This window comes from Pseudomonas sp. Root562 (genome assembly GCF_001427125.1).
Lineage (GTDB): Bacteria > Pseudomonadota > Gammaproteobacteria > Pseudomonadales > Pseudomonadaceae > Aquipseudomonas.
Genome location: NZ_LMGK01000012.1, coordinates 133,073 through 151,947 on the forward strand (window position 1 = coordinate 133,073; position 18,875 = coordinate 151,947).

Sequence of the window (18,875 nt, forward strand, 5' to 3'; positions counted from 1 at the left end):
TGTCATGACCCTCCCGTCCGATCTGCCAGCTGAACTCGCCCACCGTGGCGTGCGCCCGGCCGATCGCCTCGGTTTTACCCTGTTCCTGGCGGCATTGATTCACCTGGCCTTGCTGCTCGGCGTCGGGTTCGCCGTGGTCGAACCCAAGCAGATCAGCAAAACCCTGGAAATCACCCTCGCTACCTTCAAAAGCGAAAAGAAACCTGAAAAGGCCGATTTTCTTGCTCAGGAGAATCAGCAGGGCAGCGGCACCCTGGATAAAAAAGCGGTCCCGAAGACCACTGAAATCGCACCGTTCCAGGACAACAAGGTGAAGAAAGTCACGCCACCGCCAGCGGCCAAGCCTGAACAGCAGGAAGCACCGCCCAAGGCTGCCGTGACCACGGTCGCGCCGAAGCCGAAGAAAGCCGCCAGCAAAACCGAAGAACCCAAGCCCGTCACCAAACCTGCGGTGGCCGCGCCAACATTCGACACCGAACAGCTGTCCAGCGATATCGCCAGCCTGGAAGCCGAACTGGCCAACGAGCAACAGCTTTACGCCAAACGCCCGCGCATCCACCGCCTGAGTGCCGCTTCGACCATGCGCGACAAGGGCGCCTGGTACAAAGATGAATGGCGCAAGAAGGTCGAGCGCATCGGCAACCTCAACTATCCCGACGAAGCCCGGCGCAAGCAGATTTATGGCAATTTGCGTCTGATGGTGTCGATCAACCGCGATGGTTCGCTGTATGAGGTACTGGTGCTCGAATCTTCCGGCCAGCCGCTGCTCGACCAGGCAGCCCAGCGCATTGTGCGGCTGGCGGCGCCGTTCGCACCGTTTACCGGGGATCTTTCGGACGTCGACCGACTGGAAATCATCCGCACCTGGAAGTTTGCGCGCGGCGATCGGCTCTCCAGCAATTGATGTACGCCCCCCCCTGTAGGAGCGAGTCTGCTCGCGATGAACCTGAGAGCACCACGGGGTGTCATGGGCCCAGCGTTATCGTTGACGAACATCGCGAGCAAGCTCACTCCCACAGAAATGTGAGTCGTCAGCGGGAATTTGCGGCATTTCCTACGCATCCTCAGCTTGTCAGTTCGCCCCTCCAACGCCACACTAGCGCTCATGAAAAACGTCAGCCCCAGCTACCTCAAGCATCAATTCCTGATCGCCATGCCGCACATGGCCGACCCGAACTTTGCGCACACCTTGACCTACATCGTCGAGCACACGGCCAATGGTGCCATGGGGCTGGTAGTCAACCGTCCGCAAGACCTGAACCTGGCCGATATTCTCGAGCAATTGCGTCCCGATATAGAACCGCCGGTCCTCTGCCAGCATGTGCCGATCTTCATTGGCGGCCCGGTGCAGACCGATCGCGGCTTTGTCCTGCATCCTTCGGGCAAAACCTTTCAGGCGACCGTTGATCTGGAAGGCGAGCTGTCCCTGTCGACCTCTCAGGATGTGCTGTTTGCCATTGCCGATGGCGTCGGCCCGGCGAAAAGCCTGATCGCCCTCGGTTATGCCGGCTGGGAAGCCGGGCAATTGGAGGCCGAACTGGCACAAAACGCCTGGCTGACCTGCCCGTTCGACGCCGATATTCTGTTCAACACCAGCAGCGAACTGCGTCTGGAGGCAGCGGCCAAGCATTTGGGCGTCAACCTCAGCCTGCTGACCAGCCAGGCGGGGCACGCCTGATGGCCCTGCGGCTGATTCTCGGTTTTGACTACGGCACCAAACAGATCGGCGTCGCGGTCGGCCAGGTGATTACCGGCCAGGCCCGCGAGCTGTGCACCTTGAAAGCACAAAACGGCATCCCCGACTGGGACCAGGTTGAAGCGCTCATCAAAGAGTGGAAGCCGGACGCCGTGGTGGTCGGCCTGCCGCTGAACATGGACGGCACACCAAGCGAGATGTGCCTGCGAGCCGAGAAGTTCGCCCGCCGCCTCAACGGCCGCTTCAACCTGCCCTTCTATACCCACGATGAGCGCCTGACTACCTTCGAAGCCAAAGGTGAACGACGTGATCGCGGCGGACAAAAGGGCAGCTACCGCGACAACCCGGTCGACGCCATTGCCGCGGCCCTGCTGCTGCAAGGCTGGCTCGACGAAAACACTGCACTGTTCGAATCCTGACGAGTCGCTAACCCGCCTCTCTTAGCTACAACCCGAGCCTGCCGTACAAGCAGCACCGGCTCGGGTCCAAGAAGGAGCAACCATGAGCCTGCCCAATCCTGCCGAACTGATCAGCCAGATGGCCACGCGCCTGAAGGCCCACCTGGAACACCGTGGTATCAGCGAACCGCGTTACATCGGCATTCGTACCGGCGGTGTCTGGGTCGCCCAGGCCCTGCTCAAGGAGCTGGGCAGCGAGGAGCCACTCGGCACCCTGGACGTTTCCTTCTACCGCGACGATTTCAGCCAGAACGGCCTGCACCCGCAAGTACGCCCCTCAGCCCTGCCGTTCGAAATCGAAGGCCAGCACCTGGTGTTGATCGATGATGTTCTGATGAGCGGGCGCACCATCCGCGCCGCGATGAACGAACTGTTCGACTACGGTCGCCCGGCCAGCGTGACGCTGGTGTGCCTGCTGGACCTGGACGCCGGCGAGTTGCCGATTCGCCCGAACGTGGTCGGCGCGACGCTGTCGCTGGCCGCCCACGAGCGCGTCAAGCTGTCCGGCCCGGAGCTTGCGCTCGAACTGCAAGACCTCGCCCTTTAATTCGCCCTATTGAGAGTCCCCCTCGCGATGACGCCTCTAGACACCAAGCGCCCGCTGCAGCTCAATGATCAGGGCCAGCTGCGCCACTTCCTCTCGCTCGACGGCTTGCGCCGCGAGCTGCTGACGGAAATCCTCGACACTGCCGATTCCTTCCTCGAAGTCGGTGCCCGGGCTGTAAAGAAAGTCCCGCTACTGCGCGGCAAGACCGTGTGCAACGTGTTCTTCGAGAATTCGACCCGCACCCGCACCACCTTCGAACTGGCGGCCCAGCGGTTGTCGGCTGACGTGATCACCCTCAACGTATCGACATCGTCGGCGAGCAAGGGCGAAACCCTGCTCGACACCCTGCGCAACCTCGAAGCCATGGCTGCCGACATGTTCGTCGTGCGTCACGGTGACTCCGGCGCCGCGCACTTCATCGCCGAACATGTCTGCCCGCAAGTGGCGATCATCAACGGCGGCGACGGCCGTCACGCGCACCCGACCCAGGGCATGCTCGACATGCTGACCATCCGCCGGCACAAGGGCGGCTTCGAAAACCTTTCGGTGGCCATCGTCGGCGACATCCTGCACTCGCGGGTCGCGCGCTCGAACATGCTCGCGCTGAAAACCCTCGGCTGCCCGGACATCCGCGTGATTGCACCGAAAACCCTGCTGCCGATCGGTATCGAGCAATACGGTGTGAAGGTTTACACCGACATGACCGAAGGCCTGAAGGATGTTGACGTGGTGATCATGCTGCGCCTGCAGCGCGAGCGCATGACCGGGGGCCTGCTGCCGAGCGAAGGCGAGTTCTACCGCCTGTTCGGCCTGACCACAGCGCGCCTGGCCGGCGCCAAACCCGATGCCATCGTCATGCACCCGGGGCCGATCAACCGTGGTGTGGAGATTGAGTCGGCGGTGGCCGACGGTCCGCACTCGGTGATCCTCAATCAAGTGACCTACGGCATCGCGATTCGTATGGCTGTGCTGTCCATGGCCATGAGCGGACAAACAGCGCAGCGCCAATTCGAGCAGGAGAACGTTCAGTGAAGCTCAGCATTCTCGGCGCACGCGTCATCGATCCCGCCAGCGGTCTGGATCAAGTTACCGATATTCACATTGAAGCCTGCAAGATCGTTGCCCTTGGCGCCGCACCGGCCGGTTTTGTCGCGGTCGACACCATCGATGCCAAAGGTCTGGTGGCCGCCCCGGGTCTGGTCGACCTCAACGTCGCCCTGCGTGAGCCGGGCTACAGCCGCAAAGGCTCGATTGTCAGCGAAACCCGTGCCGCAGCGGCCGGGGGTGTCACCAGCCTGTGCTGCCCACCGAAAACCAAACCGGTGCTGGACACCTCGGCCGTGGCCGAACTGATCCTCGACCGCGCCCGCGAAGCCGGCAACACCAAAGTCTTCCCGATCGGCGCCCTGAGCAAAGGCCTGGACGGCGAACAGCTGGCGGAACTGGTCGCCTTGCGCGATGCCGGTTGCGTGGCCTTCGGCAACGGTCTGGAGAGTTTCCGCAATACCCGCACCCTGTGCCGGGCGCTGGAATATGCAGCAACCTTCGACCTGACAGTGATTTTCAACTCCCAGGATCACGACCTGGCCGAAGGCGGCCTGGCCCATGAAGGCCCGACGGCCAGTTTCCTCGGCCTGCCGGGCATTCCGGAAACCGCTGAGACCGTGGCCCTGGCCCGCGACCTGTTGCTGGTCGAACAAAGCGGCGTGCGCGCGCACTTCAGCCAGTTGACCAGCGCTCGCGGCGTGGCCCTGATCGCCCAGGCCCAGGCCCGGGGTTTGAAGGTCACCGCCGATGTCGCGTTGTATCAACTGATCCTGACCGATGAAGCGCTGATCGATTTCAGCAGCCTGTATCACGTCCAGCCTCCGCTACGCACCCGCGCCGACCGCGATGGTCTGCGTGAGGCAGTGAAATCCGGAGTGATCTCAGCCATTTCCAGCCATCACCAACCCCACGAACGGGACGCCAAACTGGCGCCGTTCGGCGCGACCGAGCCGGGCATCAGCAGTGTTGAACTGCTATTGCCATTGGCAATGACGCTGGTGGAAGACGGTTTGCTGGACCTGTCGACGTTGTTGGCGCGATTGAGCACCGGACCTGCCGAGGCGCTGCGCCTGCCGGCGGGCAAACTGGCGGTAGGTGGCCCGGCGGACATCGTGCTGTTCGACCCTGCGGCCTCGACCGTGGCCGGTGAGACATGGCTGTCCAAAGGCGAAAACTGCCCGTTCATTGGGCACAGCCTGCCGGGTGTGGTGCGCTTCACATTGGTAGATGGTCGAATCAGCCACCAGGCTTGAGACCTGTGGCGAGGGAGCTTGTCGGAACGCCGCACCGTCCCGCTGGGCTGCGCAGCAGACCTTTGGGGTCGCTTCGCGACCCAGCGGGAGCAAGCTCCCTCGCCACAACTACTGGAAGGCACCTCTGTTCTGCGCATTGCGAACAGACACCTGATCATTCAGCGTCCAGAAGTCATACAACACTCCCAGGAAAAACAACCCGCCGGTCAGCAGGTACAGCAATCCGCTGATCCACTTCCCCTGATACATCCGGTGCACACCGAACACCCCCAGAAACGTCAACAGAATCCACGCGACGTTGTATTCGATTGGCCCAGCGGTAAAACGCAGGTCTGCCTCACGATCCATGGCCGGGATCAGGAACAGGTCGATCAACCAGCCAATGCCCAGCAAACCCAAGGTGAAGAACCAGATCGTCCCGGTCACCGGCTTGCCGTAATAAAACCGGTGGGCGCCGGTGAAACCGAAAATCCACAGCAGATAACCAATCACTTTGCTGTGGGTGTCTTGATGCGGAACAGGCGGTTGATAGGTGTTCATGGATGACCTCGATTCACACGATAGATAAATATTCTTGAATTCTTTGTGACTTTTTTACGGGCACCCGACATACGGCAAATGGTACCTTCGCTCCCGTCAAAGCCTTATAACACCGGACTTCTGTCGGACAATTGCGTCCAATTGCCGCTTTTTTAGTTCCGTTGGACGCGAATTGAATCGACCAACGGCCTCGGAAGGGCAAAAAAAGCTGTTATAAAGTTGCGCGTTCACCTATTCGAGCCTTGCCTAATGCGTTCATTTTTCAAGACATGGCTAACCATTTGCCTTTTGATGCCACTGGCCGCCCACGCCACCAATCGTGAGCAACGTCTTCCAAACGTTAATGGTTACACCCCAAAATCCCATGCTTCTGCTCCTTCGAGCAAAAGCAAGAAAGCGCTCAGAACGGCTCCAGAGCTGACCAGCAAAAGCAGCCTGGTGCCACCGATGGCAACCAAGGAAAGCAGCAACGTGCTCAGCCGTGCGGTCAACGTCCTCGGTACGCCGTACCGTTGGGGCGGCAGCAGCCCGAGCAAAGGCTTCGACTGCAGCGGCCTGGTAAAGTACGCGTTCAACGACGCCACGTTTGACCTGCCACGTACTTCCAATGCCATGGCCAGCGGTCATGGCGAGAAAGTCGATCGCAAGGACCTCAAGCCGGGCGACCTGATTTTCTTCAACATCAAGAGCCGTCGAGTCAATCACGTTGCCATCTACCTGGGCAACGACCGCTTCATCCACGCGCCGCGCCGTGGCAAGTCGGTGACCATCGACACCTTGAAGAAACCGTACTGGGAAAGCCACTACGTGGTTGCCAAGCGGGTTCTGCCGAAAGAACAAAATCAGTTGCGGGTTGTTCAACGCTGATTGGACGGCGAGCACTTGTGGCGAGGGAGCTTGCTCCCGCTGGAGAGCGTAGCGCTCCCGCTTTTTGGGGCTGCTTCGCAACCCAGCGGGAGCAAGCTCCCTCGCCACGATTGCATTAGGATCATTCCCACGCTCTGCGTGGGAATGCAGCCCAGGACGCTCTGCGTCCCAAGAGCCGAACGCGGAGCGTCCGTTGAGGCGTTCCCACGCAGAGCGTGGGAACGATCATCCAAGCTCCCTCGCCACGGTTGCATTTCAATTCTCAAAAACCATCCGGCGACCGCGCCTTCTCCCGTGCATGCTCGCGACTGACCAACCCCTTGGTCACCAAATCCTTCAAGCCCATATCCAGCGTCTGCATCCCCAGCGACCCGCCCGACTGGATTGATGAGTACATCTGCGCCACCTTGTCTTCGCGGATCAAGTTACGGATCGCCGACGTCCCCAGCATGATCTCATGGGCCGCCATGCGCCCACCGCCGATTTTCTTCACCAGTGTCTGCGACACCACCGCCAGCAATGATTCGGAGAGCATTGAGCGCACCATGGATTTTTCATCACCCGGAAACACATCGACAATCCGGTCGATGGTTTTTGCCGCCGACGTGGTATGCAGCGTGCCGAACACCAGGTGACCCGTTTCCGCAGCGGTCAGCGCCAGGCGAATGGTTTCCAGGTCCCGCATCTCGCCCACCAGGATCACGTCCGGGTCCTCGCGCAGGGCCGAACGCAGCGCCGTGGCAAAACTGCGGGTATCGCGGTGGACTTCACGTTGATTGATCAGGCATTTACGCGATTCGTGGACAAACTCGATCGGGTCTTCGATGGTAAGGATGTGGTGGTGGCGATGGTTGTTCAGGTAATCGATCATCGCCGCCAGCGTGGTGGACTTGCCGGAGCCGGTCGGGCCGGTCACCAGCACCAGGCCACGAGGTGCGTCGGTCATTTTGCGAAACACGTCGCCCATGCCCAGCTCGTCCATGCTCAGGACCCGGGACGGAATCGTGCGAAACACAGCGCCCGCACCGCGACTGTGGTTGAACGCGTTGACCCGAAAGCGGGCCACGCCGGGCACTTCAAAGGAAAAGTCGGTTTCCAGGTGCTTTTCGAAATCCACCCGTTGGGTATCGTTCATGATGTCGTAGATCAACGCCTGCACTTGCTTGTGATCCAGTGCCGGCAGATTGATCCGTCGTACATCGCCATCGACCCGAATCATCGGCGGCAGGCCCGCTGACAGGTGCAAGTCGGATGCGCCCTGTTTGGCGCTGAAGGCGAGCAGTTCAGTGATATCCATAGCGTCTCTCAATTCCAGTAGAATGCCGCGAACCTTCAGACCGCTGGCGCCTCTTGATGTCCACGATAGCAGACAACATTCTTCAGGTTAGTTCGCGCATACATGCCGCAACACTCGCCGCCAATCGCGTCGAAAACAGCGTCCAGCTGCTGGCCGTGAGCAAAACCAAACCCGCACAAGCCCTGCGCGAAGCCTATGCCGCCGGCCTGCGCGACTTTGGTGAAAACTACCTGCAGGAGGCGTTGGGCAAGCAGCTCGAACTGGCCGACCTGCCCTTGATCTGGCACTTCATCGGCCCCATTCAATCGAACAAGACTCGTGCCATTGCCGAGCATTTCGATTGGGTACACTCCGTGGATCGCTTGAAAATCGCACAACGCTTGTCCGAACAACGCCCTGCCGATTTGCCGCCACTGAACATCTGCATCCAGGTCAATGTCAGTGGCGAGGCCAGTAAATCCGGCTGCACCCCCGACGATCTGCCGGCCCTGGCTAATGCCATCAGTGCCCTGCCGCGCCTGAAGTTGCGCGGGCTGATGGCTATCCCTGAGCCGACCGAAGATCGCGCCGCACAGGATGCCGCCTTCGCGGCCGTGCAAAGCCTGCAAGCCAGCCTCAACCTGCCGCTCGACACACTTTCCATGGGCATGAGCCACGATCTTGAATCGGCCATTGCCCAGGGCGCCACCTGGGTCCGTATCGGTACGGCACTGTTCGGCGCTCGCGACTACAGTCAGCCGTAACATGGCTGAGACACTTCTGAATAAGGACCTGACATGAGCAAGACGCGTATTGCCTTTATCGGTGCCGGCAACATGGCCGCCAGCCTGATCGGTGGCCTGCGGGCCAAAGGTCTGGATGCGGCGCAGATCCGCGCCAGTGATCCGGGTGAAGAAACCCGCGCCCGCGTGAGCGCCGAGCATGGCATCGAAGTATTCGCCGACAACGCCCAGGCCATCGATGGCGCCGATGTGGTCGTACTGGCGGTCAAACCCCAGGCGATGAAAGCCGTTTGCGAGGCCATCCGCCCAAGCCTCAAGTCCAACCAGCTGGTGGTGTCGATTGCCGCCGGCATCACTTGCGCCAGCATGAACAACTGGCTCGGTGCCCAGCCCATCGTGCGTTGCATGCCCAACACGCCGGCACTGTTGCGCCAGGGTGTCAGCGGCTTGTTCGCCACCGCCGAAGTGACAGCCGAGCAGCGTCAGCAAGCCCAGGAGCTGTTGTCCGCAGTCGGCATTGCCCTGTGGCTGGACCAAGAGCAGCAACTGGATGCGGTCACCGCCGTTTCTGGCTCCGGCCCGGCGTACTTTTTCCTGTTGATCGAGGCCATGACCGCCGCAGGCGTGAAACTCGGCCTGCCAGCGGACATCGCCGCGCAATTGACCTTGCAAACCGCCCTGGGCGCTGCACACATGGCGGTATCCAGTGACGTCGACGCCGCGGAATTACGTCGCCGCGTGACCTCGCCTGCGGGCACCACGGAAGCCGCTATCAAGTCGTTCCAGGCCAACGGTTTCGAAGCCCTGGTCGAAAAAGCACTGGGCGCCGCCGCGCACCGCTCCGCCGAGATGGCTGAGCAACTTGGCCGCTAATCAGCTCTCAATAAGGAATCAATAATGCTCGGACTCAATGACGCTGCCATTTTTGTGATTCAAACCCTGGGCAGCCTGTATCTGCTGATCGTGCTGTTGCGATTCATCCTGCAACTGGTGCGTGCCAACTTCTACAACCCGCTCTGCCAGTTCGCCGTGAAAGCCACTCAACCGCTGCTCAAGCCACTGCGCCGGGTGATCCCGAGCATGTTCGGCCTGGACATGTCGTCGCTGGTCCTGGCCCTGGTGGTGCAAATGGCGCTGTTCGCGGTCATCCTGCTGCTCAGTGGCTACTCGGTCGACGCCCTGCTCCTGGCGCCTTGGGCGCTGATCGGTATCTTCGCGCTGTTCTTGAAGATCCTGTTCTGGGCGATGATCATCAGTGTGATCCTGTCCTGGGTCGCTCCGGGCAGTCATAACCCGGGGGCGGAACTGGTGCAGCAGATCACCGAGCCGGTACTTGCACCGTTCCGCCGGATCATCCCGAACCTGGGCGGCCTCGATATTTCGCCGATCTTCGCCTTCATCGCGTTGCAGTTGCTGCAAAGCTGGCTGATCCCGCGCCTGGCTTACTACGCGCTGATGCCGAAGGAATTGTTTGGCCTGATCTGACTCGTTCGCAGCTGGACCGCGTCATCGTTCATCGCGGGCAAGCCTCGCTCCTACAGGACGTATATGACTTCTGTAGGAGCGAGGCTTGCCCGCGAAGGCAGCGCCCCGATGTAACAGGAAAAACAGGCCCGGCCTTCATGATCGTTCCCACGCTCTGCGTGGGAACGCCTCTGCGGACGCTCCGCGTTCGGCTCTTTGCGACGCGGAGCGTCCCTGGCCGCGTTCCCACGCAGAGCATGGGAACGATCATCGCGGGTAGTTGCTTGCTGCTAGGGGCAGCGGTCTTTAGACTTACGCCTCATTTCAACGAGAGCAGGGTCGATGCCAGCTGCCTTTCCCCCCGATTCTGTTGGTCTGGTGACGCCGCAAATGGCGCACTTCAGCGAACCCCTGGCGTTGGCCTGCGGCCGTTCGCTTCCAGCCTATGACCTGATTTACGAAACCTACGGCACGCTGAATGCTTCAGCGAGCAACGCCGTGCTGATCTGCCACGCCTTGTCCGGTCACCACCACGCTGCCGGCTATCACAGCGTCGACGACCGCAAACCCGGTTGGTGGGACAGCTGCATCGGCCCCGGCAAGCCGATCGACACCAGCAAGTTCTTCGTGGTCAGCCTGAACAACCTCGGCGGTTGCAACGGTTCTACCGGCCCGAGCAGCGTCAACCCGGAAACCGGCAAGCCGTTTGGCGCCGACTTCCCGGTGCTCACCGTGGAAGACTGGGTGCACAGCCAGGCGCGCCTGGCGGATCTGCTGGGCATCGGCCAATGGGCCGCTGTCATCGGTGGCAGCCTGGGTGGCATGCAAGCGTTGCAGTGGACCATCACTTATCCGGATCGCGTGCGCCACTGCCTGGCCATCGCCTCGGCCCCCAAACTGTCGGCGCAGAACATCGCCTTCAACGAAGTGGCGCGCCAGGCGATTCTCACAGACCCGGAGTTCCATGGCGGCTCCTTCCAGGAACACGGCGTGATTCCCAAGCGCGGCCTGATGCTGGCGCGAATGGTCGGGCACATTACCTATCTGTCCGATGATTCCATGGGCGAGAAATTCGGCCGCGGCCTGAAAAGCGAAAAGCTCAACTACGACTTCCACAGTGTCGAGTTCCAGGTTGAAAGCTATCTGCGTTATCAGGGCGAAGAGTTCTCCGGGCGCTTCGATGCCAACACCTATCTGTTGATGACCAAGGCCCTGGATTACTTTGATCCGGCAGCCAACTTCGACGATAACCTGGCAAAAACCTTCGAAAACGCCACGGCAAAATTCTGCGTGATGTCGTTCACCACCGACTGGCGCTTCTCGCCTGCCCGCTCGCGGGAACTGGTGGACGCACTGATGGCTGCACGCAAGGACGTCTGTTATCTGGAAATCGATGCGCCGCAAGGTCATGACGCCTTCCTGATCCCGATCCCGCGTTACTTGCAGGCGTTCGGCAACTACATGAACCGCATTACGTTGTGAGATAGCCATGAGAGCTGATCTGGAAATCATCCAGGAATGGATCCCCGCCGGTAGCCGCGTGCTCGACCTTGGTTGCGGCGACGGTGAACTGCTGACCTGGCTGCGCGACAACAAGCAAGTCACCGGCTACGGCCTGGAAAACGATGCGGACAATATCGCCGCGTGCGTGGCCAAAGGCATCAACGTCATCGAGCAGGACCTGGACAAGGGCCTGGGCAACTTCGCCAGCAACAGCTTCGACGTCGTGGTCATGACCCAAGCGCTGCAAGCGGTGCACTATCCGGACAGGATCCTCGACGAAATGCTGCGGGTCGGTCGCCAGTGCATCATCACGTTCCCGAATTTCGGCCATTGGCGCTGCCGCTGGTACCTGGCGAGCAAGGGCCGGATGCCGGTTTCCGAGTTCCTGCCTTATACCTGGTACAACACGCCGAACATCCACTTCTGCACCTTCGCCGACTTTGAAGCCTTGTGTCGCGAACGTGAAGCCAAGGTCATTGATCGGCTTGCCGTGGATCAACAGCATCGGCACGGGTGGGCCAGTAAGCTATGGCCTAATCTGTTAGGTGAGATCGGTATTTACCGCGTCAGCAGCCCGGGGCTTGCAGACCACAAGGTCGCGGTCTGATCCACCACATTCGAGGAGAACGATCATGGGTCGTCTAGCGCTGTTTTTACTTACTGCCTGCCTGAGCGTCACCGCCATGGCTGCTGACACCATCAAGGGTGACCGCCAGGAAAAGTTTGGCGACGTGACGGTGCACTACAACACCTTCAACTCCACGTATCTGACGCCCGACATCGCCAAAGCCGCAGAGCTTACCCGCAGCAAGAACCAGGGCGTCATCAATATTTCCGTGCTCAAGGACGGCAAGCCACAAATGGCTCAGGTCAGCGGCACGGTCAAGGACCTCACCAGCCAGAGCGTGAACCTGAACTTCCGCCAGATCACTGAACAGGGCGCGATCTACTACATCGCCCAATTCCCGGTGGAGCAACAGGAAAACCGCACCTTCGACATCAAGGTGCAGACCGGTGACAAAATCCACACCATCAATTTCAACCAAGAGCTATTCCCCGGCCAATGATCAACTTCACGCATCTCGTATTGGCCAGCCATAACGCCGGCAAACTCAAGGAACTCCAGGCCATGCTCGGCGACTCGGTGCAACTGCGCTCGATCGGCGAGTTCAGCAGCATCGAGCCTGAAGAAACCGGCCTGTCGTTCGTCGAGAACGCCATCCTCAAGGCCCGCAATGCCGCGCGCATTTCCGGCCTGCCGGCGCTGGCCGACGATTCCGGGCTGGCGGTGGACTTCCTCGGCGGTGCGCCGGGCATCTACTCGGCGCGGTATGCCGACGGCAAAGGCGATGCGGCGAACAACGCCAAGCTGCTCGACGTCTTGAAGGACGTGCCTGAAACCGAACGCGGTGCGCAGTTTGTCTGCGTGCTGGCGCTGGTGCGTCACGCCGACGATCCGCTGCCGATCCTCTGTGAAGGCCTGTGGCACGGGCGCATCCTGAACCAGGCCAGCGGCGAACACGGTTTTGGCTATGACCCGCTGTTCTGGGTGCCGGAACGCGAGTGCTCCAGCGCTGAGTTGAGCCCTGCCGACAAGAACCGGATCAGCCACCGCGCCCGTGCAATGGATCTGCTGCGCCAGCGCCTGGGCTTGAAATGACCGGTGAATCCACAGCATCGCCACTGATCTTCGGCGGCGATGCGCAAACGCCTCGGGCGGCGCTGTCAGTGCTGCCGCCCCTGGCGCTGTACATCCACATTCCGTGGTGTGTACGCAAATGCCCTTATTGCGACTTCAACTCCCACACTGCCAGTCCTGTGCTGCCGGAAGAAGAGTATGTCGACGCGTTGCTGGCCGATCTCGATCAGGACCTGCATGCCGTTCATCGGCGTGAGCTGAGCTCGATCTTCTTCGGTGGCGGCACGCCGAGCCTGTTCAGCGCCCAAGCCCTGGGGCGTTTGCTCAAAGGCGTGGAACAGCGCATCGCGTTTGCCGACGATATCGAAATCACCCTGGAAGCCAACCCCGGCACCTTCGAACAGGACAAGTTCGTGGCCTACCGGAAACTGGGGATCAATCGCCTGTCGATCGGCATCCAGAGCTTCCAGCAGGAAAAACTCCAGGCATTGGGCCGCATTCACAATGGTGACGAAGCGGTACGCGCTGCTGGCATGGCACGTCAGGCCGGGTTCGATAACTTCAACCTGGACTTGATGCACGGCTTGCCGGATCAGTCCCTGGAAGACGCTCTGGCGGACCTGCGCACGGCCATTGCCCTGAAACCCACGCACCTGTCGTGGTACCAACTGACCCTGGAACCCAACACCGTATTCTGGAACCAGCCGCCGACGCTGCCGGAAGACGATACGTTGTGGGACATCCAGGAGGCAGGCCAGGCGCTACTCGCCGAGCACGGTTACGCGCAATACGAAGTCTCGGCCTATGCCCTGCCAGGTCGACCGGCGCGGCATAACCTCAATTACTGGAGTTTCGGCGATTTCATCGGCATCGGTGCCGGTGCCCACGGCAAACTCAGCCATCCGGACGGCCGCATCATCCGCACATGGAAGACTCGCTTGCCGAAGGACTATTTGAATCCGGCGAAAAGCTTCCAGGCCGGCGAGAAAGCCCTGAACAACGATGAGATGCCGTTCGAGTTCCTGATGAACGCGCTGCGCCTGACGGAAGGCGTCGAATCGCGGCTCTATCCAGAACGTACCGGCATGCCCCTGGAAAGCCTTGCCGAAGGCCGCCGGGAAGCCGAACAAAGCGGCCTGTTGCAGGTCGAACCGTCACGTCTGGTAGCCACCGAGCGCGGACAACTCTTCCTCAACGACTTGCTGCAGAAATTTCTGACATAAGGAAATCGAATGGATTTGGTACTCGACCTGCTTGCCACCGTGTCTCGCTGGAGCCGCAGCAACCTCTCGGAAATCGCCCTAGCCCTGGTGGGTTGCCTGCTGGTGCTGTTCGGTGCGGATTTCAAAGGCTGGGTCGAGCAACGCCTGGGCAGCATCGCCGGCGCCCTGCGCGTGCCGCTGATGGCCCTGTTGTGCATGGTGGGTAGCGGCGCAGCGTTGATCTACGCCACGCCATGGATCGTTCGGGGCTTGAGCCAGTTCAACAACTACAGCCTGGCGCCGGTGTTGTTGGTGGTGCTGGTACTCATCGGCGTAGTCGCGGACCGCCGCTGATTCCCTGGCCATTGATCGTTCCCACGCTCTGCGTGGGAACGCAGCCCGGGACGCTCTGCGCCCCTTTTAAAGCCGAATGCGGAGCGTCCGTTGAGGCATTCCCACGCGGAGCGTGGGAACGATCAGCTATGGCGCGATTTAGGACTGCTTTTCGAACTTCAGATCCCACACGCCATGCCCAAGACGTTCGCCACGGCGTTCGAACTTGGTGATCGGGCGTTCGGCCGGACGGGGTACGCACTTGCCGTCTTCGGCGAGATTGCGATAACCCGGCGCGACGCTCATCACTTCCAGCATGTACTCGGCATACGGTTCCCAGTCGGTGGCCATGTGCAGAATGCCGCCCACCTTCAGCTTGCTGCGTACCAGCTCAGCGAACGAAGCCTGAACGATGCGACGCTTGTGGTGACGGCTCTTGTGCCACGGGTCCGGGAAGAACAGCATCAGACGATCAAGGCTGTTGTCAGCGATGCAGCGGTTGAGCACTTCGATGGCGTCGCAATCGTAGACCCGCAGGTTGGTCAAACCCTGGGTCAACACGCCATTGAGCAGCGCGCCGACACCCGGACGGTGAACCTCGACGCCAATGAAATCCTGTTCCGGCGAGGCTGCTGCCATCTCCAGCAATGAATGGCCCATGCCAAAACCGATTTCCAGCGAGCGTGGTGCCGAGCGACCGAACACCTGGTCGAAATCCACCGGTGCGTCGGCCAGCGGCAACACGAATTTCGCTGCGCCCTGTTCCAGGCCGCGCTGCTGGCCTTCGGTCATGCGCCCGGCGCGCATCACGAAACTCTTGATGCGGCGGTGTTGGCGCTCGTCGCCTTCTTCCGTCTGGATAGGCGTGTCGTTCGATTCAGTCATCAATGGCTCTTACTTGATCAGACCATCCAGCGGCGAAGAGGCGCTGGCATAGAGTTTTTTCGGCATGCGGCCGGCGAGGTAGGCCAGGCGGCCCGCGACGATCGCGTGTTTCATGGCTTCGGCCATCATGACCGGCTGCCCCGCGTGGGCGATCGCCGAATTCATCAGCACCGCGTCACAGCCCAATTCCATGGCGATGGCGGCGTCGGAAGCGGTACCGACACCGGCATCCACCAACACCGGAATTTTCGCTTCCTCGAGGATGATCTGCAGGTTGTACGGGTTGCAGATCCCCAGCCCCGAACCGATCAGACCGGCCAGCGGCATGACGGCGATGCAGCCGATTTCTGCCAATTGACGGGCGATAATCGGGTCATCACTGGTGTAGACCATCACATCGAAACCTTCCTTGACCAGTGTTTCTGCGGCCTTGAGGGTTTCGATCACGTTGGGAAACAGGGTTTTCTGGTCGGCCAGCACTTCCAGCTTTACCAGGTTGTGACCATCGAGCAGCTCACGGGCCAGGCGGCAAGTGCGCACGGCCTCGATCGCGTCGTAGCAACCGGCGGTGTTCGGCAGGAAGGTGTAGCGATCCGGCGACAGCACTTCAAGCAGGTTCGGCTCGCCCTCGATCTGCCCGAGGTTGGTGCGACGCACGGCGAAGGTGACGATCTCGGCACCCGAGGCTTCGATGGCCTGGCGGGTTTCTTCCATGTCACGGTACTTGCCGGTACCGACCAGCAAACGCGACTGGTAAGTACGACCGGCCAGGACGAAAGGCTTGTCGCTACGAACGATGCTCATGGGAAATCCTCTGTAGGAGTGAGGTACTTGCTGAATGCTGCGGCCTTTCGGCCGAGGCGACTAGCCGCCGCCGATGGCGTGCACGACTTCGACGTTGTCGCCGTCGTTCAGGGTGGTATCTGCATGCTGACTGCGCGGGACGATATCCAGATTGAGTTCGACCGCCACCCGGCGTCCGGTCAAGTCCAGGCGGGTCAGCAGGGCCGCAACGGTTTCACCGTCGGGCAGTTCAAAGGATTCGCCGTTCAACTGAATGCGCATGCCGGATGCCGCCATCATTTTTAGGGGCTGGCATTCTAGCCCGATCAGTCAGGCCGACCCAAGCCATTCGTCAGTCACACACCTTGCAGGAGCGAGCCTGCTCGCGATGGATGCCAGAACAACGCGTTTAATCAGCAAGCACGCGTTATCGTTCACGTCCATCGCGGGCAAGCCTCGCTCCTACAGAGGTCAGCTCAACCGCCAGGCGGCGAGGCCCAGGCAAAACCAGCCCACCAGAAACGCCAGCCCGCCAAATGGCGTGATGATGCCAAGCTTGCTGACTCCGGTCAGCGTCAGCACATACAGGCTGCCGGAAAACAGCAGGATGCCGATGGCAAACGATGCACCAGCCCACGTCACAAGGCGCCCGGGGATTTGCGTGGCCAGCAACGCGACACCCAGCAACGCCAGAGTGTGCACCAGTTGATAGGTGACGCCGGTATGAAAAATCGCCAGGTACTCGGCGCTCAGACGGTTTTTCAGGCCATGGGCCGCAAACGCCCCAAGGCCGACACCGGTGAAGCCGAAAAAAGCGGCCAGCATCAGAAAGCCACGCAGCATGAAGAACTCCAGTCAGACTCAATCTACAGGGTCTGTATAATGGCCCGCTCCACGGGTTCGGCCAAGCCATCTCTATGCTGCGTATCTATTTCCGTCGTTTCACCAAGGCCGTGCTCTGGTTCATGGGCGGCAGCGTCCTGTTGGTGCTGATCTTTCGCGTGGTGCCGCCACCGGGGACGGCGCTGATGGTCGAGCGCAAGATCGAATCCTGGATCGATGGCGAGCCCATCGACCTGCAACGCTCGTGGAAGCCGTGGGATGAAATTTCCGATGACCTGAAAGTCGCAGTGATTGCCGGCGAAGATCAGAAATTCCCCGAACACTGGGGCTTTGACGTGAATGCGATCAAGGCGGCACTGGCCCATAACGAACTCGGCGGCTCGATCCGCGGCGCCAGCACCCTGAGCCAGCAAGTCTCGAAAAACCTGTTCCTGTGGTCCGGTCGCAGCTGGCTGCGCAAAGGCCTGGAAGCCTGGTTCACCGGACTGATCGAAGTGTTCTGGCCCAAACAGAGGATTCTCGAGGTGTACCTCAACAGTGTCGAGTGGGATGACGGTGTGTTCGGTGCCGAGGCTGCGGCCAGGCACCATTTTGGCGTCAGCGCCAAAGGCCTCAGCCGCCAGCAATCGAGCTTGCTGGCGGCGGTCCTGCCCAATCCGCGGGTGTGGAGTGCCAGTCATCCGACGGGATACGTGGCGCGGCGCGCAGGCTGGATTCGGCGGCAGATGAGTCAGTTGGGTGGTGAGAGTTATCTGGTTGGCCTCAACGATTCGCGCCGGGCGCCTTGGGCTCAATAACCAATAATGGGCACACACAAAAACGCCCCGATCAATGATCGGGGCGTTTTTTATTGCTGGTGCCCGGGTTACGCGGCGATCGACACCTTGAGCTTGTTCATCGCGCTCTTCTCAAGCTGACGAATACGCTCGGCCGAAACGTTGTACTTCTGCGCCAGGTCGTGCAGCGTGGCTTTTTCTTCCGCCAGCCAGCGCTGGTAGAGGATGTCACGGCTGCGGTCGTCCAACACTTCCAGCGCTTCGTGCAGGTTGTGGTTGGAGTTGTCGCTCCAGTCGGCGTCTTCCAGCTGACGCGCCGGGTCGTACCGGTGGTCTTCCAGATAATTGGCCGGCGACTGGAACGCACTGTCGTCGTCGGCTTCGGCAGCCGGGTCGAAGGCCATGTCGTGGCCAGTCAGGCGACTTTCCATCTCACGCACTTCCCGAGGCTCTACACCGAGGCTTTCCGCCACACGATGCACTTCCTCGTTGTTCAACCAGGCCAGACGCTTTTTCTGGCTGCGCAGATTGAAGAACAGCTTGCGCTGGGCCTTGGTGGTCGCGACTTTCACGATGCGCCAGTTGCGCAGGATGAATTCGTGGATTTCCGCCTTGATCCAGTGAACGGCAAAGGACACCAGGCGCACGCCCATTTCCGGGTTGAAGCGCTTCACGGCCTTCATCAGGCCGACGTTGCCTTCCTGGATCAGGTCAGCCTGAGCCAGGCCGTAGCCGGAATAGCTACGGGCGATATGTACGACAAAACGCAGGTGGGCGAGCACCATCTGCCGAGCCGCCTCAAGATCCTGCTCATAATAGAGACTCTCGGCCAGTTCACGCTCCTGCTCCGGCGTCAGCAATGGAATGCTGTTGACGGTGTGCACATAGGCCTCCAGGTTCGCACCCGGGACCAGAGCATATGCAGGCTGCAAAGAATTGGTCATACGAAAAAACCTCCGACTTACATACTCGTGCCAGTGGCACTGCGAAAATTGACCGGAAACCAAAAGACAAGTTCCC

General features: G+C 60.6%; 24 protein-coding genes. 17 read left to right on the forward strand and 7 right to left on the reverse strand.

Annotated features, from left to right (window positions below):
- Positions 1-4 precede the first annotated feature (4 nt).
- From ASD60_RS10675 to ASD60_RS10700, 6 genes are all read left to right on the forward strand, one after another.
- Positions 5-904, forward strand: a complete 900-nt coding sequence (locus ASD60_RS10675) for an energy transducer TonB (RefSeq protein WP_056853970.1) — start codon at positions 5-7, stop codon at positions 902-904.
- A 201-nt stretch (positions 905-1,105) separates the two neighbouring features.
- On the forward strand, positions 1,106-1,678 hold the full coding sequence (locus tag ASD60_RS10680) for a YqgE/AlgH family protein (RefSeq protein WP_056853971.1): 573 nt from the start codon (positions 1,106-1,108) through the stop codon (positions 1,676-1,678).
- Positions 1,678-2,115: a Holliday junction resolvase RuvX gene (ruvX, locus tag ASD60_RS10685; RefSeq protein ID WP_056853972.1), complete on the forward strand. Its 438-nt coding sequence runs from the start codon at positions 1,678-1,680 to the stop codon at positions 2,113-2,115. The genes ASD60_RS10680 and ruvX overlap by 1 nt, the downstream gene beginning before the upstream one ends.
- 82 nt (positions 2,116-2,197) lie before the next feature.
- Positions 2,198-2,701 (forward strand): bifunctional pyr operon transcriptional regulator/uracil phosphoribosyltransferase PyrR, encoded by a 504-nt coding sequence (gene pyrR, locus ASD60_RS10690; protein ID WP_056853973.1) that lies wholly within the window; start codon positions 2,198-2,200, stop codon positions 2,699-2,701.
- 27 nt (positions 2,702-2,728) lie between these two features.
- Entirely contained in the window at positions 2,729-3,733 is a 1,005-nt protein-coding gene (locus ASD60_RS10695) for an aspartate carbamoyltransferase catalytic subunit (RefSeq protein ID WP_020797380.1), read from the forward strand.
- Positions 3,730-5,001 (forward strand): dihydroorotase, encoded by a 1,272-nt coding sequence (locus tag ASD60_RS10700; RefSeq protein ID WP_056853974.1) that lies wholly within the window; start codon positions 3,730-3,732, stop codon positions 4,999-5,001. Before ASD60_RS10695 ends, ASD60_RS10700 begins: the two co-directional genes overlap by 4 nt.
- Positions 5,002-5,109: 108 nt before the next feature.
- Here ASD60_RS10700 and ASD60_RS10705 read toward each other — a convergent pair whose 3' ends face one another.
- Positions 5,110-5,541, reverse strand: a complete 432-nt coding sequence (locus ASD60_RS10705; protein ID WP_056853975.1) for an NINE protein — start codon at positions 5,539-5,541, stop codon at positions 5,110-5,112.
- A 249-nt stretch (positions 5,542-5,790) separates the two neighbouring features.
- Here ASD60_RS10705 and ASD60_RS10710 point away from each other — a divergent pair, with 249 nt between their 5' ends.
- Positions 5,791-6,408: a C40 family peptidase gene (locus tag ASD60_RS10710; protein ID WP_056853976.1), complete on the forward strand. Its 618-nt coding sequence runs from the start codon at positions 5,791-5,793 to the stop codon at positions 6,406-6,408.
- A 262-nt stretch (positions 6,409-6,670) separates the two neighbouring features.
- Here the strand turns inward: ASD60_RS10710 and ASD60_RS10715 are convergent, their stop codons facing one another.
- Complete coding sequence (locus ASD60_RS10715; protein ID WP_056853977.1) at positions 6,671-7,705, reverse strand: type IV pilus twitching motility protein PilT; 1,035 nt, start codon at positions 7,703-7,705, stop codon at positions 6,671-6,673.
- 56 nt (positions 7,706-7,761) lie between these two features.
- Between ASD60_RS10715 and ASD60_RS10720 the strand changes: the two genes are divergently transcribed.
- From ASD60_RS10720 to ASD60_RS10760, 9 genes are all read left to right on the forward strand, one after another.
- On the forward strand, positions 7,762-8,448 hold the full coding sequence (locus tag ASD60_RS10720) for a YggS family pyridoxal phosphate-dependent enzyme (protein WP_056853978.1): 687 nt from the start codon (positions 7,762-7,764) through the stop codon (positions 8,446-8,448).
- 33 nt (positions 8,449-8,481) lie between these two features.
- Entirely contained in the window at positions 8,482-9,300 is an 819-nt protein-coding gene (gene proC / locus ASD60_RS10725; protein WP_056853979.1) for a pyrroline-5-carboxylate reductase, read from the forward strand.
- A 24-nt stretch (positions 9,301-9,324) separates the two neighbouring features.
- Positions 9,325-9,912 carry a YggT family protein gene (locus tag ASD60_RS10730; protein ID WP_056853980.1) on the forward strand — a complete coding sequence of 196 codons (588 nt, stop codon included), beginning with the start codon at positions 9,325-9,327 and terminating at the stop codon, positions 9,910-9,912.
- 321 nt (positions 9,913-10,233) lie between these two features.
- Complete coding sequence (metX, locus tag ASD60_RS10735; RefSeq protein WP_056853981.1) at positions 10,234-11,373, forward strand: homoserine O-succinyltransferase MetX; 1,140 nt, start codon at positions 10,234-10,236, stop codon at positions 11,371-11,373.
- Positions 11,374-11,380: 7 nt separating this feature from the next.
- A complete protein-coding gene (metW, locus tag ASD60_RS10740; RefSeq protein WP_056853982.1) occupies positions 11,381-12,001 on the forward strand; it encodes a methionine biosynthesis protein MetW in 621 nt (206 codons plus the stop codon).
- Positions 12,002-12,026: 25 nt separating this feature from the next.
- The gene (locus ASD60_RS10745) at positions 12,027-12,461 is read left to right on the forward strand and encodes a DUF4426 domain-containing protein (protein WP_056853983.1); all 435 of its coding nucleotides are present in this window, start codon (positions 12,027-12,029) and stop codon (positions 12,459-12,461) included.
- Complete coding sequence (gene rdgB, locus ASD60_RS10750) at positions 12,458-13,054, forward strand: RdgB/HAM1 family non-canonical purine NTP pyrophosphatase (protein ID WP_056853984.1); 597 nt, start codon at positions 12,458-12,460, stop codon at positions 13,052-13,054. The genes ASD60_RS10745 and rdgB overlap by 4 nt, the downstream gene beginning before the upstream one ends.
- Positions 13,051-14,256: a radical SAM family heme chaperone HemW gene (hemW, locus tag ASD60_RS10755; protein WP_056853985.1), complete on the forward strand. Its 1,206-nt coding sequence runs from the start codon at positions 13,051-13,053 to the stop codon at positions 14,254-14,256. Before rdgB ends, hemW begins: the two co-directional genes overlap by 4 nt.
- A gap of 9 nt (positions 14,257-14,265) precedes the next feature.
- Positions 14,266-14,589, forward strand: coding sequence for a DUF3392 domain-containing protein (locus ASD60_RS10760; protein WP_056853986.1), 324 nt, complete (start codon positions 14,266-14,268; stop codon positions 14,587-14,589).
- 138 nt (positions 14,590-14,727) lie between these two features.
- Here ASD60_RS10760 and trmB read toward each other — a convergent pair whose 3' ends face one another.
- The 4 genes from trmB to ASD60_RS10780 form a co-directional block, all read right to left on the reverse strand.
- Complete coding sequence (trmB, locus tag ASD60_RS10765) at positions 14,728-15,453, reverse strand: tRNA (guanosine(46)-N7)-methyltransferase TrmB (protein ID WP_056853987.1); 726 nt, start codon at positions 15,451-15,453, stop codon at positions 14,728-14,730.
- 9 nt (positions 15,454-15,462) lie between these two features.
- Positions 15,463-16,257 (reverse strand): thiazole synthase, encoded by a 795-nt coding sequence (locus ASD60_RS10770; protein ID WP_056853988.1) that lies wholly within the window; start codon positions 16,255-16,257, stop codon positions 15,463-15,465.
- A 60-nt stretch (positions 16,258-16,317) separates the two neighbouring features.
- Positions 16,318-16,518 (reverse strand): sulfur carrier protein ThiS, encoded by a 201-nt coding sequence (gene thiS, locus ASD60_RS10775; RefSeq protein ID WP_007953386.1) that lies wholly within the window; start codon positions 16,516-16,518, stop codon positions 16,318-16,320.
- A 189-nt stretch (positions 16,519-16,707) separates the two neighbouring features.
- Positions 16,708-17,079 (reverse strand): DUF423 domain-containing protein, encoded by a 372-nt coding sequence (locus ASD60_RS10780; protein WP_056853989.1) that lies wholly within the window; start codon positions 17,077-17,079, stop codon positions 16,708-16,710.
- Between the two features lie 74 nt (positions 17,080-17,153).
- Here ASD60_RS10780 and mtgA point away from each other — a divergent pair, with 74 nt between their 5' ends.
- Positions 17,154-17,876: a monofunctional biosynthetic peptidoglycan transglycosylase gene (gene mtgA / locus ASD60_RS10785; RefSeq protein WP_056853990.1), complete on the forward strand. Its 723-nt coding sequence runs from the start codon at positions 17,154-17,156 to the stop codon at positions 17,874-17,876.
- Positions 17,877-17,944: 68 nt separating this feature from the next.
- On the opposite strand, the gene rpoH is transcribed toward mtgA, so the two are convergent.
- Positions 17,945-18,799, reverse strand: coding sequence for an RNA polymerase sigma factor RpoH (rpoH, locus tag ASD60_RS10790; RefSeq protein ID WP_056853991.1), 855 nt, complete (start codon positions 18,797-18,799; stop codon positions 17,945-17,947).
- Positions 18,800-18,875 lie beyond the last annotated feature (76 nt).

What these genes read in the sequence shown, in the direction of transcription:
- ASD60_RS10675 (WP_056853970.1), top strand. Translation starts at nt 5, where the DNA reads ATGACCCTCCCGTCCGATCTGCCAGCTGAACTCGCCCACCGTGGCGTG.
- ASD60_RS10680 (WP_056853971.1), top strand. Translation starts at nt 1,106, where the DNA reads ATGAAAAACGTCAGCCCCAGCTACCTCAAGCATCAATTCCTGATCGCC.
- ruvX (WP_056853972.1), top strand. Translation starts at nt 1,678, where the DNA reads ATGGCCCTGCGGCTGATTCTCGGTTTTGACTACGGCACCAAACAGATC.
- pyrR (WP_056853973.1), top strand. Translation starts at nt 2,198, where the DNA reads ATGAGCCTGCCCAATCCTGCCGAACTGATCAGCCAGATGGCCACGCGC.
- ASD60_RS10695 (WP_020797380.1), top strand. Translation starts at nt 2,729, where the DNA reads ATGACGCCTCTAGACACCAAGCGCCCGCTGCAGCTCAATGATCAGGGC.
- ASD60_RS10705 (WP_056853975.1), bottom strand. Translation starts at nt 5,541, where the DNA reads ATGAACACCTATCAACCGCCTGTTCCGCATCAAGACACCCACAGCAAA.
- ASD60_RS10710 (WP_056853976.1), top strand. Translation starts at nt 5,791, where the DNA reads ATGCGTTCATTTTTCAAGACATGGCTAACCATTTGCCTTTTGATGCCA.
- ASD60_RS10715 (WP_056853977.1), bottom strand. Translation starts at nt 7,705, where the DNA reads ATGGATATCACTGAACTGCTCGCCTTCAGCGCCAAACAGGGCGCATCC.
- ASD60_RS10720 (WP_056853978.1), top strand. Translation starts at nt 7,762, where the DNA reads ATGTCCACGATAGCAGACAACATTCTTCAGGTTAGTTCGCGCATACAT.
- proC (WP_056853979.1), top strand. Translation starts at nt 8,482, where the DNA reads ATGAGCAAGACGCGTATTGCCTTTATCGGTGCCGGCAACATGGCCGCC.
- ASD60_RS10730 (WP_056853980.1), top strand. Translation starts at nt 9,325, where the DNA reads ATGCTCGGACTCAATGACGCTGCCATTTTTGTGATTCAAACCCTGGGC.
- metX (WP_056853981.1), top strand. Translation starts at nt 10,234, where the DNA reads ATGCCAGCTGCCTTTCCCCCCGATTCTGTTGGTCTGGTGACGCCGCAA.
- metW (WP_056853982.1), top strand. Translation starts at nt 11,381, where the DNA reads ATGAGAGCTGATCTGGAAATCATCCAGGAATGGATCCCCGCCGGTAGC.
- ASD60_RS10745 (WP_056853983.1), top strand. Translation starts at nt 12,027, where the DNA reads ATGGGTCGTCTAGCGCTGTTTTTACTTACTGCCTGCCTGAGCGTCACC.
- rdgB (WP_056853984.1), top strand. Translation starts at nt 12,458, where the DNA reads ATGATCAACTTCACGCATCTCGTATTGGCCAGCCATAACGCCGGCAAA.
- hemW (WP_056853985.1), top strand. Translation starts at nt 13,051, where the DNA reads ATGACCGGTGAATCCACAGCATCGCCACTGATCTTCGGCGGCGATGCG.
- ASD60_RS10760 (WP_056853986.1), top strand. Translation starts at nt 14,266, where the DNA reads ATGGATTTGGTACTCGACCTGCTTGCCACCGTGTCTCGCTGGAGCCGC.
- trmB (WP_056853987.1), bottom strand. Translation starts at nt 15,453, where the DNA reads ATGACTGAATCGAACGACACGCCTATCCAGACGGAAGAAGGCGACGAG.
- ASD60_RS10770 (WP_056853988.1), bottom strand. Translation starts at nt 16,257, where the DNA reads ATGAGCATCGTTCGTAGCGACAAGCCTTTCGTCCTGGCCGGTCGTACT.
- thiS (WP_007953386.1), bottom strand. Translation starts at nt 16,518, where the DNA reads ATGCGCATTCAGTTGAACGGCGAATCCTTTGAACTGCCCGACGGTGAA.
- ASD60_RS10780 (WP_056853989.1), bottom strand. Translation starts at nt 17,079, where the DNA reads ATGCTGCGTGGCTTTCTGATGCTGGCCGCTTTTTTCGGCTTCACCGGT.
- mtgA (WP_056853990.1), top strand. Translation starts at nt 17,154, where the DNA reads ATGCTGCGTATCTATTTCCGTCGTTTCACCAAGGCCGTGCTCTGGTTC.
- rpoH (WP_056853991.1), bottom strand. Translation starts at nt 18,799, where the DNA reads ATGACCAATTCTTTGCAGCCTGCATATGCTCTGGTCCCGGGTGCGAAC.